The organism is Flavobacterium rhizophilum, from assembly GCF_046000485.1.
Classification (GTDB): domain Bacteria; phylum Bacteroidota; class Bacteroidia; order Flavobacteriales; family Flavobacteriaceae; genus Flavobacterium; species Flavobacterium rhizophilum.
Window position 1 is genome coordinate 235738 of record NZ_JBELQB010000005.1, and the last position, 14224, is coordinate 249961.

Consider the following 14224-nt stretch of genomic DNA (forward strand, 5'->3'; position numbering starts at 1 on the left):
GGCTGCAAAAAGCTATGTATTATTTATTTTTCTAACATCCAATATTTTACACGGGTTTCTCTGCGTATTTTTTAACAAATTCTGCTTTTTTGACTTTTTTTAGTAAATTTGCAGGAACACTACTATTATAACTAATCTAATAAATGAACGAAAACGACATTACAGTAAACCTTGCCCCGGGTTCTAAAATTGATTTAGTTGATTTTGAGAATCTTACTTTCGGCAACGTGTTTACCGACCATATGCTTATTTGTGACTACAAAAACGGTGTATGGGAAAAACCTGTTATCAAACCTTATGAGCCTTTTTTAATAGATCCGTCTGCAAAAGTATTCCATTACGGTCAGGCCATTTTTGAAGGCATGAAAGCCTATAAAGATGAGAATGACGACGTATGGTTATTCCGCCCGGATCAAAATTATGAGCGTTTTAATAAGTCGGCGACAAGGCTTGCAATGCCCGAAGTACCTGAAGAAGTATTTATAGGCGGACTTAAAAAGCTTGTAGAGATTGAAAAGGCATGGGTAAAAAAAGGTAAGGGTAACTCGCTTTATATTCGTCCGTTCATGATAGCAACAGGACCTGGTGTTCTAGCTGCTCCTGCTGTTTTTTACCGATTCATGATTATACTTTCTCCTGCAAAATCATACTATTCAGGAGAGGTTAAAGTACTTATAGCCGAACATTTTAGCCGTGCTGCTAATGGTGGTATTGGTGCTGCAAAAGCAGCAGGTAACTATTCGGCACAGTTCTACCCTACTAAGCTGGCTAACGAACAGGGGTACCAACAGGTAATATGGACTGACGATGCTACTCATACCAAGCTGGAAGAAGCAGGTACAATGAACGTATTCTTCAGGATAAATGATACCCTTTATACCGCACCGACGAGCGAAAGAATTCTTGATGGTGTTACCAGAAAAAGCCTTATTGAGGTTGCAAAAAGAGAAGGTATTAATGTAGAGGTTCGCCCGGTACTTGTTAGTGAACTTATAGAAGCTGCCGAAAATGGCACTCTGCAGGAAGTATTTGGCGCAGGTACAGCCGCTGTAGTAAACCCTATAGTAGGTTTTAGTTACAAAGAGAAATACTACGAGTTACCAAAACAGGAAAACTCTGTAGCATTATTTCTTAAAGAGAAATTAAATAACATACAGTACAAACTTGCCGAAGATACTTTTGGCTGGACTGTAAAAATATAATTGCCTTTAAACAGGTATGAAAAAGCCTCAGCAAATGCTGAGGCTTTTTATTTATTTTATGCTTAGTGTGCTGTATAACTTCTAAACTGAATACTACTTAAGTATTTCTTCAAAGTTTGGTTTAAAGTAGTTAGGCCCTTTCATTACCTTACCGTCTTCACGGTAAATAGGCTTACCATCCTCACCCAGTTTACTCATATTACTTCGCTGAATCTCATCAAAAACCTCTTCAATTTTATATTGCAGTCCGTGTTCAATAATAGTTCCGCATAAAATATAAAGCATATCGCCCAGAGCATCGGCAATTTCGGTAAGATCGTTATTTTGTACAGCCTCAAGGTATTCCTCATTCTCCTCTTTCATCAGGTTAAACCTTAGCATATTTACAGCTTCTCCTAAATCGGCTTTTGGCTGTTCACTTATTCCTAATCCAAAAGCACTGTGAAACTCCTTTACGGCATCTAATTGTTTTTTCATGATAATCGTATTTTAAGTTTTAAAAGTATAGAAAATTAAACAGGCTTATTGTAGCTTTGCAAAAAAGATTTCAACATGTTTAGTACAGGCCAATTGTATTTTGCTGCATTTTTCGTTGTAGTGTTTGTAGCAGTCATGATATACGTTTACAGGAAAGACCTTAAACTTCACAAAAAATATTATAAAGGAAGTTACTGGATACTAATAGCTTTCCTTGCATTTATAGCAATTTTATTCTGCATTAAGTATTTTGTAAAAGAATAATCTTACTAAAATTGTTAAAAAATTAAAATTAAAATCCCCTCTAATGGGGATTTTTTTATTACCTTTTGTGTTACAATTTTGTAAACCAACCTTTTAAAACAAAAAATTATGGAAGACCTGAAAAAAACATTGACCGATCCGCTTACTTATACAATCGCGGAAAATGAAGGAAGTTTTAATAATACAAAACTTAATCTTAATATTTCATTACCTACAAATGATTTTGATGTTTACGCTGGATATGATATCTCTAAAGAGGTAGATGGAGAATATAAAAATGCTGTTATGCTTTTTATAAAAAGTGAGGCAAGCAGAGTTAGAAAACTTCCTCAAACCACATCAGGAAAACAGTATATTGAATTTGATCGGAATCTACTAATTCAATACAATCCCAATTGTAAATTAGATAACACAAAAGAAACTTGCCTTGTAATTATTTTTCATGAATACGACCCTACTGCCCAAAGCATTATAAATGATGTAACAGAGCACTACAGTAAGCTTAAAGACTCACTTTCATTGGTACAAAATGGCCCGTACAGTAATAATTTTGATAAGTCTGACGAAAAAATAGAAAAAGGCATTCCAGAATGGATATATACTAACCCAAGAAAGCTGGGGATGAGCCTTATAAAAAAGAGTATTAATGTTTAGTAATTTGATAACTAAAAAAGTATATATAATCCTCAAATATATGCTCATAGTATTACCTATGAGCATATGTTATTCACAGGATCTTTCTCAAATTGAAAAAAAAATTTATAATAATAAAGAATTAGCATTACAAGAGCTAAATAAGCTGGACACAAGTATTTTTTCAGATAATGATAAAGCTAAATATTTTTATTTAAAAGGGGAAATATACGACTTAAAAAACTTTGAAGACAAAGCATTTCAAAACTATATAATATCAAAAAAATTATATCAAAAAATTGATAGTATTGAAAAGGCGGTAAAAATCAATTTAAAACTGGCTAACATAATAAAATATCAAAAAAACAATTCTAAAATAAGTTATCAAAAATATCTCGATGAATACGTTGACTATTTTAAAAACAGCAGTGATTCTCTAAAGTATGCAAAAGCACTTGCAGACATTGCTACTTTTAAATTGGACAATGAAGAAGATGAAGAAAGTTTTAAATACTTTAAAACTGCTCTCTCAATCAATCAAGATATTAAAAATAAAAAATTAGCTTCTTTAATAAATACAAATCTGGCCGTTATATATAATGAATACCTAAATAAACCTGACTCTGCTCTATATTATTTAAATAATGACATCCCCTATCTTAATGAAATAAATGATTATTATGGTTTATCAATAAACTACACCAACCAAGCGGCATCTTATTATTACAAAAACAATCACCAAAAAGCCATTGAACTACTCAATAAAGCAAATAGTTTACCTATAAAAAACTATATAAAAGGAACAAAAGCCTCTATTAATTATTTTCTCTCCGTAAATTATTACGAATTAGGAGACTATAAAAAGGCCTACGAAAGCTATTTGACACATCAAACTTATCAGGATAGCATAAACGAAGAAAAACAAAACATCGCCATAAATGATATCCAAACGAAGTACCAAACACGAGAAACTGAACTAAAAAATGAAGTATTAACTGCCGAAGTAAAGACAGGTAAAATTTTGGTATATATATTTATAGGGCTTCTTATAGCCAGCTTAGTTATAGGATTCCTCATTATTAAAAATGCCCGCAGGCGCGTATATATTTCCAAACAGGAAAAACTTATAGAGCAGCAAAAACTGGAAAAAGCATTAAAGGAGTTTGAGCTTAACAGTATTGACCTTATGCTTGAAGGGCAGGAAAAAGAACGTGAGCGTATCGCAAACGACCTTCATGACAACCTTGGCAGTATGCTGGCTACACTTAAAATGAATTTTGAACACCTTCGTATGCGTAAAAATGAAATACGTGAAGAGGAAGACAAACTATACGACCGCACAGACCAGCTTATAGAAGATGCCTATCAAAAGGTCAGAACCATTGCCCATGCTAAAAATGCCGGTGTATTTGCTAACGAAGGTCTTATACCTGCTATAAGGAAAATGGCCGGAAAAATATCAATCCCGGGCACTTTAACCATTGAGGTTCTGGCAGTTGGTTTTAATAAAAGATTGGAAAATAAAATTGAAATTGCTATCTTTCGGATGGTTCAGGAGCTGAGTACCAACATTATAAAGCATTCTAAAGCAACAGAAGCTTCTATTCAGCTTACCAACCATGACGACAATATCAATATCATAATAGAAGATAATGGTGTGGGCTTTAAAAGTACTACAGCACCATCTTCAAACGGAATGGGCTTAAATACCATTACTAAAAAAGTTGAACAACTTGGCGGCACCTTTACTATAGATTCCACTCCGGGTAAGGGCACTACCATAATAATAGACTTACCAATATGATACGATTAGCTATTGCAGAAGACCATCAGTCGCTTATAGACGGTATCAGGATTTTTCTTGAATACGAAGACGACATTAAAGTTGTGGGTGAAGCTAACGACGGCGAAAGGCTGTTGGAAATTGTACGTTCCAAAAAACCCGATATTGTACTTACTGATATACGAATGCCGAAAACCGACGGCATTGCAGCTACAAAAGAAATAAAAAAGGAATTTCCAAACTGTAAGGTTATCGCCTTTAGCATGTTTGAACAGGAAGAAGCCGTTAGCCAAATGACTCAGGCAGGTGTAGATGGTTATATTATGAAAAATTCTTCCCTAAAAGTAGTTTTAGCAGCCATTAGAGCGGTTATGAAAGGGGAAACTTTTTTTGATGATTCTATAAAAGCGGCCACTCCAAAAAAAGATGAAGGCGATGTACCTTTAAGCAAACGTGAAAAGGAAATTGTCAACCTTGTAGGACAGGGAAAAACATCGCAGGAAATCGCCGACCTCCTTTTTATTGGAAAAACAACAGTAGACACCCATAGAAAGAACATACTTAAAAAATTAAGCCTGCATGGTAAAAGCGAACTCCTTCGCTACTCCATGGAACGGAAATATGATTTTTAGTTTTGGTAGAATTAACAAATCATTTTGATTTTTTTTGTAGTAAAATACCCAGCAATGGGTATTTTTTTGCTTTACCCCAAAACGGAACTTTGTAATAAATAATTTAAAGTACTATCCTTAAAATCAATTTATTATGAAGACAATCAAAACAATCATGATGTTATGTATGCTACTAACTTTACCTGTGGCATTTGTATCTTGTGAAGAAGAAGAAACTACAGAGGTAAGCGGTAATGACGTGTGTCTGGATCAACTGGAAATACTGGCAGACATTCTGTATGAAAAAACCCTTGTTTTCAGTAACAATGCAACACCTTCTACCTGTAGTGCCGTTAGGACTGCTGCCCTAAATCTTATTAATGCTGCCGAAGACTGTGGTTACGGTTACCTGTATCAGGAACAGGCTCAGTTCTGGATTGATTACGACTGCAGTATTTTTAACGATTAATTACAAAAAATAATCACCTAAAAAACAAACAATTAATTAGATTAATATAAGCTAAATACCTTTTCGGGTATTCAGCTTCCAAAAAACTGGCATCAATGTTGTAAAGAGGTTTTAGTATTATTTTAACAAGAACCTTTTTTAAACTATTTTTGAATTATTAATCAAACCGAATAATTATGAAAACTTCTTACAAATTTATTTTAGCTTTTGTTTTAGGATTAGCCCTAACCAGTTGTGCTTCTAAAGTTCAACGTGTAAATGAGGACAGTGTTATAGACCTAAGCGGAAGATGGAACGATACCGACTCAAGACTAACTGCAGAGGAAATCACTGCCGAACTAATGTCACACTCTTGGTACAGTACTTATGCTGCCGAAAACTCAGGTAAAAAACCTGTTATTATTGTTGGTATGATTACTAATAAATCACACGAGCATATTGCTACCGAAACTTTCTCTAAAGACATTGAAAAAGAAATCATCAACTCAGGTAGAATGAAACTTGTTCAGGGTGGCCCTATGAGAGAAGAGATCAGAGCTGAAAGAGCCGATCAGCAAAACTATTCATCTCAGTCTACCATGAAAAAATTCGGACTTGAAAACGGTGCCGATTTCATGCTTCAGGGAACAATAAACTCTATTGTAGATCAAAAGTCTAAAGAAAAAACTGTTTATTACCAAATTGACCTTGAGCTTACTAACATCCAGACTAACGATAAAGTATGGATTGGTGACAAAAAGATTAAAAAATACATTGGTAAGAAAAACATGTAATTTTTGTTTTAATACCAAATAAACAACCAACATGAAAGCAACCAAAAACATACTTAAAATGCCCGCAAAACTGGCATTACTGCTGTTATTGATTGCCTTTCAATCCTGTAGTACCTATAACACCAAAACCGCAGATATTGAAAGCGATTTATTTAATGGTGATTTTAATAAAGCCATAAAAGGCATCGATAATAATAAATTCCTTAAAAAAGACAGAAACAGGCTTTTATACCTGCTGGAAAAAGGAAAAGTAGAACATCTTAGCGGAAATTATGAGGTAAGTAATGCCCTTTTTGAAGAAGCTTACATCATGATTGAAGACAGGATGACCAAAACCAATGCAGGACAGGCCATAGCTGCGAAATTTACCAATCCTATGGCCGAACCCTACAAGGGTGAGGATTTTGAAAAGGTAATTATTCACTATTACAAAGCCCTTAACTATTTTCATTTAGGACAACCTGCCGAAGCTCTGGTGGAGGCAAAAAGGATTAACATTAAGCTATATGAACTGAATGAGAAGTATAAGGAAAATAAAAACAAGTATAGTGAAGATGCCTTCTCTCAAATCCTACAGGGTATACTTTACGAAAGCACAGACGATATAAACAATGCCTTTATTGCTTACAGGAATGCCGAAGAAATTTATGCCCGTAACGGTGACCAGTACTTTGATGTACCTACTCCTCTTCAGTTAAAAAAAGACCTGCTAAGGACTTCAAAACTGATGGGGTTTAGGGAAGATTATGAAAAGTACAGTAATAAGTTCAAACTTACAGATGATGCTGCCACTAAAGCAACAGGAGAAGCGATAGTATTTTGGGAAAACGGGTTTGGCCCGGCTAAAGATCAAATCGTGATTACTGCCAGCGGTACTGATGGTTTCTTTTACGGCACCTATTATGACGGAGCCACACAGGAAGAGATATTTATACCTATACCTGTAGGCTTTGATTTAGGTAGTGTAAATGCAATAGCCATTCCTAAGTACAGGGAAAGAGGTACTTATTACAGTAATGCGGCCATAGTTGTAAACAATCAGGATGTTCCTTTTAACTTAGCCGAAGACATTTATCCTATTGCCAAACAGTGCCTTAAAGACAGAATGCTGCGTGAAATCATAGATCTTGTTGCCCGTTTTGCTACAAAAAAAGCAGCAAGTGCCGGTTTAGGCGCGTTGGGTAAAGAACTTTTTGGTGATACCGCCGGAGATCTTATCAAACTGGGAGGCGATGTTGCCGGAGCAGCTACCGAACAAGCCGATACCCGTAACTGGCAAACATTGCCGGCTACCATTAGCTACATTCGCGTACCGTTACATGAAGGCGAAAACAAATTCCTAATCAAAAAGCAGGGACCTCAGGGTATAGATACCGATACAATTTATATTCCGTATAAAAAAGGTCTGCAAATAGTTAATTATTTTGATTTTGGAAGAACACAGCTTATGCCTGTCGCAAATAATAATGCTACAGCAGCAGCTCCGAAAGCAACAGCTCCGAAAAAAGAGGCTACTCCTGGTATGTCATCGGGGCTTACGGCACAAAACTCGTCTGACTTAAAGGTTAAAAAACCGCTTACCATTCCGGCAGAAAAAAAAGCATTTAATCCGGCACCGAGCCATGTAACGGTAAAATCGGTTATTGATAATTACATTGCTGCTTCAGGCGGTGAAGATAGAATAAGGGGCATAAAAACCCTTATGTCGAGAACAACTACGTCCAGTGAATACAATGGTACTACCACAAAAATTGAAGTAGTTTCCAAAATGACAAGTCAAAACGATATGCTTATTCAAAGCTATACAGACGGTAAACTTACTTATACCCTGGTAATCAATGATAACGGAGGGTATATGAAGATGCCTGATTTGGAACCTACCGAACTGGACAAAACCATGTATGAGTCTATTAAAAACGGAAATACACTTAGAGATAATTACTCTGTTCCGTTAAAAGACCCAAATGCAAGGCTGGAAGGCATAGGTTTTGTAGGTAAAAAGGAAGCCTACGTTATTAGCTACAAAGATGCCAAAACCAATGCCGACATGCTAAACTATTATGATGTCGAATCAGGCCTTCTTGTGGCTAGCTCGGCAACAATAGGAACAGTAAGCAGTACCTCATATTTTTCTGATTACAGAAAAGTAAACGGTCTAACATTCCCTTTTAAAACCAAAACGGTAACACCTACAGGTAACAACGAGGTGATAACCGCAGAGATAAAGGTTAACGAAGGGGTTAACGCGACAGATTTCCAATAAAAAACATTGCTCATGAAAAAGTTTATACTACTCGCATTTTTCTTTTTTACCTTAAACACCGCTTTTGCCCAAACCGATAACGGATGGCAAGCCTGGCAAAAAACAAGCTGTTACTCAAAAATTGAGTTCCGCTTAAAATATGACGGAAAAAACGGAGAGCAGCACCACTGGAAAGTGCAGTTTAAAAACAATTACAATAATCTTATATCATTTAACTATACGGTTACAGATAAGATACAACAGTACACATTAACCACTCACAGGAAAACGCTTAACGCAGGCAAACAAAGCGAAGAAATAGATTTGTTTACCGGCCTGGAGGATATTTACATCCTTGTAGACAAAGTGAGTATGACACCTTATCCCGAGAACTTTATAGAATGTGAATAAGACATAAAAAAGTTATAAAAAACTCCGTTAAACGGAGTTTTTTGCTTTTTAGTACTTAAACTTAACAGTTATTTGCTTTCTTACAGGAAATTTATACATTTACGTAAAATAAGAAAGTCACCGCCTATATGAAAATTGTTAAGTATCTATTCCTTCTCTTGTTGCTGGCATCAATAGCAGGAACTGTATTCATAGCTACCCAAAACGGTAAATATGATGTTACTGAACAGCTAACCATAAAAGCCCCAAAAGACATGGTTTACAACTTTGTAGGAAATTTAAAAAACTGGGAAAACTCAGGAATTCTTACAAAAGACACTACTGCTGTCTATACTTTCTCTGACACAACAATTGGCAAAGGCGCCTATGCCAACTGGACTACAGGCAGTGTAAAAAACCTTGTTACCTCCCCTAACGATTCTATAACGCAAACTTCTGTACTAAACGACAGGGAGGTTGAAGTACACTGGACATTTAAGGATACATTAACCGAAACTACTAAAGTTAACCTTAGAATGAAAGGGCAGCTTAGCTTTATGGAAAAGGCTTATGCCATACTTAAGGGCGGAACCGATAAAAAGGTAGCTAACCTAATTAACCACAGCCTTAAAAGGGTTAACTACATGCTTGTTAACCGTGTCAACTTTTTTGAAATAAAGGTAGATGGTGTTATGATAAAAGAAGGAACTTATTATATAGCCGACTCCACCAGTTGCAAAATATCTGAAATGCAACAGAAGATGCCGGACATGTTTGCCAGGGTAAACAAATTTGTTACAGATAATAACATCGCAACAAACGGCAAACCTTTTACATACTATTATACTTTTGACGAAGCTAAAGACAGTACGGCGTTCATGACCTGTATTCCGCTTGAAGATGAAATACTGATGTCTGAAGGCAGTGAATTCAGAGCTGGAAAAATAAAGCGTTTCAATGCGCTTAAAACAACTTTAAAAGGAGACTACAGGCATCTTAAAAAAGCTTGGGATGCTGCCTTTAAAAACATAAAGAAAAATAAACTGGAAGAAAATTTTGAACTTCCGTACCTTGAAGTATATACTAAAGGCCCTGCCGATACTAAGGACACTGCCGAATGGATTACTGATATTTATATCCCAATAGGTGCTTCTTTACCTGAGGATGAGGCTACGCAGGCTAACGACAGTACCGAAACAGTAACAGAAACACCAAGAGTTTCAAAACCCCGCACGGTAAGAAAGAAAACTCCAACGGTTACCCCTATAAGTACACAGCCCGTTAGCGTACAACCTACTATAGCCTTACCTAAAAAAGATACAACATCTAAAAAGAAACCCGTACAGGATACCACAAACCAGTCGGGATTAAAATAAATACCCTTTTACAAAAAGGGTGCTAACCCTATCTTAACTAACATTACAAACAAAAAATCCCCTTAACGGGGATTTTTTAATGCTTTAGTATATACTTTACAACGGTTTCTGCTGCATGAAGCCCAAACAGGGCAGGCATCCAGCTATTTGTCCCGAAAAATGACTTCTTGAAGTTTTTACCATCGGTCATTTTAAGGCTTGTCTGATCCGGTTCTTCTGTAGAGAAAACTGCCTTTACACCTTTTGTAATACCTTCTTTCTTTAAACGTTTCCTTATGTTTTTGGCAAGCGGGCAATATTCGGTTTTACTGATGTCGGCTACCTTTACCTTAGAGGCAAGGTATTTCCCTCCTGCTCCCATATTGCTAATAATTTTTACCTTCTTCCTTTTTGCTGCAATAATAAGGTTAAGTTTTGGGGTAACACTGTCTATACAATCCAGAACATAATCAAACTCGGGTGTTACAAGTTCAAAAGCTCTTTCGGGAGAAAGGAACTCCTCTATCCTGGTAAGGTTAAGCTCAGGGTTAATATCCATAAGCCTGTCGCCTACTATCTGTACTTTTGGCTTTCCTACAGTAGAGTGCAGTGCCGGCAACTGACGGTTAATATTTGTAATATCTACAGTATCACCATCAACAATTGTCATGTTACCTACTCCTGCCCTGGCAAGAAACTCGGCTGCAAACGATCCTACTCCACCAAGTCCCACAACCATTACCTTTGCGTTTTTTAATCTATCAAGCCCTTCTTTTTTAAACAAGAGCTCTGCTCTCTCGGTCCATTCAGCCATTCTTAAAAACGGTTTTAAAATTATTGCTTACTATATTCTTTAATTCTTTTAAATCTATATTTTTTGCTGTTGCAGCCTTTTCATATACCAGTTCCAGTCCTTCTTCAATGGTATCTGTCTCCATAAAAAGCCTGTCATTAGGTACTGTAGCAAATACAGCCGAAAGCTCGGGATTACGCAACAGGTACTTACCAAACGAAATATAAAAACCATTGTCCAGTAGTTGTTTTGCTACCTGAGCATTTTTGGAAAACCCGTGTATTATCATGGGTACCTCCATTTTTAACTGCTTTTTAATGGCTATTGCTTCCTGATAAGCGGCAACGCAGTGCAAAATTAAGGGTTTTTGATGTTTTTTTGCTAACAGAAGTTGTTTTTCAAATACTTCCTGCTGCACATTTAAAGGTATTTCAATGCGTTTATCCAGTCCGCACTCCCCAAGGGCAAGGCAGTTATCCGTTGCCAACCTATGGTCAATTATAGCTAAATGTTCCTCCAGCCTCTCTAAATCTATATACCAGGGATGTATACCTGTAGAGAAATAAGGTACATCTGTTTCCTCATACGGGTAGCGGTTTACCACTTCAAATATGCTGCTATTAGCCGTGTAGTTATGGGTGTGCAGGTTGTATAGCATTGATCAAGTTTTAATTATTTCACCTGTTTTCTTATTTAGGATAAAATCTTTCCAGCCCCCAGGAGGATCTAACTCAGCCTGAACCATTATCCTTTGAGCAGTAAAGTCTTTTATCATTACACCATCAACGGCTAAAGAATTACTTTGCCAAAGCAATTTACCTGATTTCTCTATACAATATAAAAATTCCATATCACTGACATAAAATCTTTGTTCATGAAAATGTAAACTGCTAAAATATCCTTTTAAAGGAATTACTAACAAAGTAGTTTTATCAATTTTATTATACAGATAAAAATTATCCTGATATCCTACTGCAATAAGATTTTCGGTAACAACAACCTCTTTGAAAGGACCTACGAAATACCTAAATCTAATCTCGAAAACTTCATCATTAATAACTAAATATTCAGTATTAGAAAACTTTAAAGATTCTTCTCCTGAAATTAGAACAGGTTGTTTGTTGAAGTCTCTAGGCACAGAGGGCTGAAAGTTATAATCCATTTAACAAATATACATTTTACAGCAATAAAAAACCCAACACTTATAAGCATTGGGTTTATATAAAAAATACGATAATCTTTATTATGAAATAACGCCCGAACCAATAAGTTCGTCATCAATATACCAGGCTGCAAACTGCCCTTCGGTAATGGCCGACTGTGGTTCATCAAAAGCAATGTACATTCCGTTATCAAACATATGCAGGGTTGCTTTTTGTAACGGCTGGCGGTAACGTATTCTAACCATTACTTCCATGGTTTCACCATCTTTTAAAGTAAGGTCTTCACGCACCCAGTGTACCTCATTACCCTGTATGGATAATGCTTTCCTGAACAGTCCCGGGTGGGTGTGCCCCTGCCCGGTATAAATAGCATTACTCGCCACATCAGTAGCTATAATAAACAAAGGCTCTTTTGTACCACCTACATTAAGGCCTTTACGCTGCCCTATAGTATAGTAATGCGCTCCCTGATGCTTTCCTACCACTTTACCCATTTCAGGCTTGTAGTCTATGTTTTTAGCTTCAAAAACCAGTTGGTCTTTTACGCTATCAAATACCGGTTTGTCTACATTATAAGTATCCTGTGTGGCATCAATTTCATAAATAAGTCCTTCTTTAGGCTGAAGCTGCTGCTGAAGAAACTCCGGCAGGCGAACCTTACCTATAAAACAAAGCCCCTGAGAGTCTTTTTTCTCTGCTGTAACCAAATCCATCTTTGCAGCGATTTCACGTACCTGCGGCTTGGTTAATTCGCCTATTGGGAATAAAGCTTTACCAAGTTGCTCCTGTGAAAGCTGACATAAAAAGTACGACTGGTCCTTATTACCGTCTACACCTTCCAAAAGCTGATACACTTCGTTACCGTCTTTCTCAATAGTACCTTTACGGCAATAGTGTCCTGTTGCCACATAGTCTGCACCCAGGCTAAGGGCAATTTTCATGAACACGTCAAACTTAATCTCACGGTTACATAACACGTCGGGGTTTGGAGTCCTTCCCTGCTCATATTCATTGAACATATAGTCAACTATACGTTCCTTATATTGTTCGCTAAGGTCTACCGTTTGAAAAGGTATACCCAGTTTTTCGGCTACAAGCAAAGCATCATTGCTGTCTTCCAGCCACGGACATTCGTTAGAGATGGTAACCGAATCATCGTGCCAGTTTTTCATAAACAGGCCTATTACCTCATACCCCTGCTCCTGCAACAGGTATGCCGCAACACTCGAATCCACTCCGCCCGAAAGCCCAACTACTACTCGTTTCATTTTTAATTCCTTTCCTGAAAAAATTTCTGCAAAAGTACTACAAAATATTCATTAGTCCCTTGTTACCTCCTTAGGCATTAACATGAACTCCTTTTTTAACAGTTTCTTATTTTCATAATACTCCCAGTAACCATACTTATATCCTTTTACAAATTCGCCTTTAGACGATACATTTCCAAATTTATCATAGAATACTGCCTGCCCGTTAAGCTTCCCGTTTTTATAGTGGGAATCTTCCAGTACAGTACCTTTTTCGTTATATTTTTTATAGATACCATTAAGTACCCCATCCTTATATTCCTTTTCTTCGGCAAGCTCACCTTTAGCAAAAAATACTTTTACCATACCGTTTAGCTTCCCTTTAGAGTAATGCTCTAATAACATTACAGTTTTTCCGTCAGGATGATATGTTTTCCATTCGCCTTCACGAAGTCTGTTTACCTCTTTACCTTCACTTACCTTATTTCCTTTCTGGTCAATAAACGTAGTATAACTAACGCCATTACCCTCTGAGAAATCTCTTGTAGCAATAAGCGAGCCTTTTTGAGTATCATCAAAAAACTTGAACACCCCGGTTTCTTTACCATGATTAAAAGTACCTTCATAACGTGGTCTTCCGGTAGCATCATAAGTGCCTTTCCACACACCGTGTCGTTTACCGTTACTGTCAAACTTATTGATATCATCCTTGTTTTGAGCTGTAAGCCCTAAGGTCATAAAAAGAGTAATAAGTACTGCAAAGTATCTCATAATAGTATTTACGTTTTTATATCTAAACTTAAATTGTACTGTTTTTAGTAT

Annotated in this window: 15 protein-coding genes; 9 read left to right on the forward strand and 6 right to left on the reverse strand. The window is 36.5% G+C overall.

What is annotated here, in order from left to right; all coding sequences use genetic code 11:
• The first annotated feature begins 143 nt into the window (after positions 1 to 143).
• Positions 144 to 1202, forward strand: a complete 1059-nt coding sequence (locus ABS768_RS08360; RefSeq protein ID WP_408074506.1) for a branched-chain amino acid aminotransferase — start codon at positions 144 to 146, stop codon at positions 1200 to 1202.
• Between the two features lie 93 nt (positions 1203 to 1295).
• Here the strand turns inward: ABS768_RS08360 and ABS768_RS08365 are convergent, their stop codons facing one another.
• Positions 1296 to 1679, reverse strand: coding sequence for a pyrophosphohydrolase domain-containing protein (locus tag ABS768_RS08365; protein ID WP_408074507.1), 384 nt, complete (start codon positions 1677 to 1679; stop codon positions 1296 to 1298).
• 372 nt (positions 1680 to 2051) lie between these two features.
• Here ABS768_RS08365 and ABS768_RS08370 point away from each other — a divergent pair, with 372 nt between their 5' ends.
• From ABS768_RS08370 to ABS768_RS08405, 8 genes are all read left to right on the forward strand, one after another.
• Complete coding sequence (locus ABS768_RS08370) at positions 2052 to 2597, forward strand: hypothetical protein (RefSeq protein WP_408074508.1); 546 nt, start codon at positions 2052 to 2054, stop codon at positions 2595 to 2597.
• 40 nt (positions 2598 to 2637) lie between these two features.
• Positions 2638 to 4380, forward strand: coding sequence for a tetratricopeptide repeat-containing sensor histidine kinase (locus ABS768_RS08375; RefSeq protein ID WP_408074509.1), 1743 nt, complete (start codon positions 2638 to 2640; stop codon positions 4378 to 4380).
• The gene (locus ABS768_RS08380) at positions 4377 to 4991 is read left to right on the forward strand and encodes a response regulator transcription factor (protein WP_330443024.1); all 615 of its coding nucleotides are present in this window, start codon (positions 4377 to 4379) and stop codon (positions 4989 to 4991) included. The genes ABS768_RS08375 and ABS768_RS08380 overlap by 4 nt, the downstream gene beginning before the upstream one ends.
• A gap of 133 nt (positions 4992 to 5124) precedes the next feature.
• Complete coding sequence (locus tag ABS768_RS08385; RefSeq protein WP_408074510.1) at positions 5125 to 5439, forward strand: hypothetical protein; 315 nt, start codon at positions 5125 to 5127, stop codon at positions 5437 to 5439.
• Between the two features lie 176 nt (positions 5440 to 5615).
• Positions 5616 to 6212: a penicillin-binding protein activator LpoB gene (locus ABS768_RS08390; RefSeq protein WP_408074511.1), complete on the forward strand. Its 597-nt coding sequence runs from the start codon at positions 5616 to 5618 to the stop codon at positions 6210 to 6212.
• 31 nt (positions 6213 to 6243) lie between these two features.
• Positions 6244 to 8475: a COG3014 family protein gene (locus ABS768_RS08395; RefSeq protein WP_408074512.1), complete on the forward strand. Its 2232-nt coding sequence runs from the start codon at positions 6244 to 6246 to the stop codon at positions 8473 to 8475.
• 12 nt (positions 8476 to 8487) lie between these two features.
• Positions 8488 to 8865, forward strand: coding sequence for a hypothetical protein (locus tag ABS768_RS08400; RefSeq protein WP_408074513.1), 378 nt, complete (start codon positions 8488 to 8490; stop codon positions 8863 to 8865).
• Between the two features lie 128 nt (positions 8866 to 8993).
• Positions 8994 to 10220, forward strand: coding sequence for a GyrI-like domain-containing protein (locus tag ABS768_RS08405; RefSeq protein WP_408074514.1), 1227 nt, complete (start codon positions 8994 to 8996; stop codon positions 10218 to 10220).
• Positions 10221 to 10296: 76 nt separating this feature from the next.
• Here ABS768_RS08405 and ABS768_RS08410 read toward each other — a convergent pair whose 3' ends face one another.
• The 5 genes from ABS768_RS08410 to ABS768_RS08430 all read right to left on the reverse strand — a co-directional run bounded on the left by ABS768_RS08410 (position 10297) and on the right by ABS768_RS08430 (position 14173).
• Positions 10297 to 11013, reverse strand: coding sequence for a tRNA threonylcarbamoyladenosine dehydratase (locus ABS768_RS08410; protein ID WP_035131872.1), 717 nt, complete (start codon positions 11011 to 11013; stop codon positions 10297 to 10299).
• Positions 11006 to 11650 carry a TatD family hydrolase gene (locus tag ABS768_RS08415; protein WP_408074515.1) on the reverse strand — a complete coding sequence of 215 codons (645 nt, stop codon included), beginning with the start codon at positions 11648 to 11650 and terminating at the stop codon, positions 11006 to 11008. The genes ABS768_RS08410 and ABS768_RS08415 overlap by 8 nt, the downstream gene beginning before the upstream one ends.
• A gap of 3 nt (positions 11651 to 11653) precedes the next feature.
• On the reverse strand, positions 11654 to 12154 hold the full coding sequence (locus tag ABS768_RS08420) for a hypothetical protein (RefSeq protein WP_408074516.1): 501 nt from the start codon (positions 12152 to 12154) through the stop codon (positions 11654 to 11656).
• Positions 12155 to 12235: 81 nt separating this feature from the next.
• Positions 12236 to 13423, reverse strand: coding sequence for a tRNA 2-thiouridine(34) synthase MnmA (gene mnmA, locus ABS768_RS08425; RefSeq protein WP_408074517.1), 1188 nt, complete (start codon positions 13421 to 13423; stop codon positions 12236 to 12238).
• 51 nt (positions 13424 to 13474) lie between these two features.
• On the reverse strand, positions 13475 to 14173 hold the full coding sequence (locus ABS768_RS08430; protein ID WP_408074518.1) for a toxin-antitoxin system YwqK family antitoxin: 699 nt from the start codon (positions 14171 to 14173) through the stop codon (positions 13475 to 13477).
• Between the last annotated feature and the right edge of the window lie 51 nt (positions 14174 to 14224).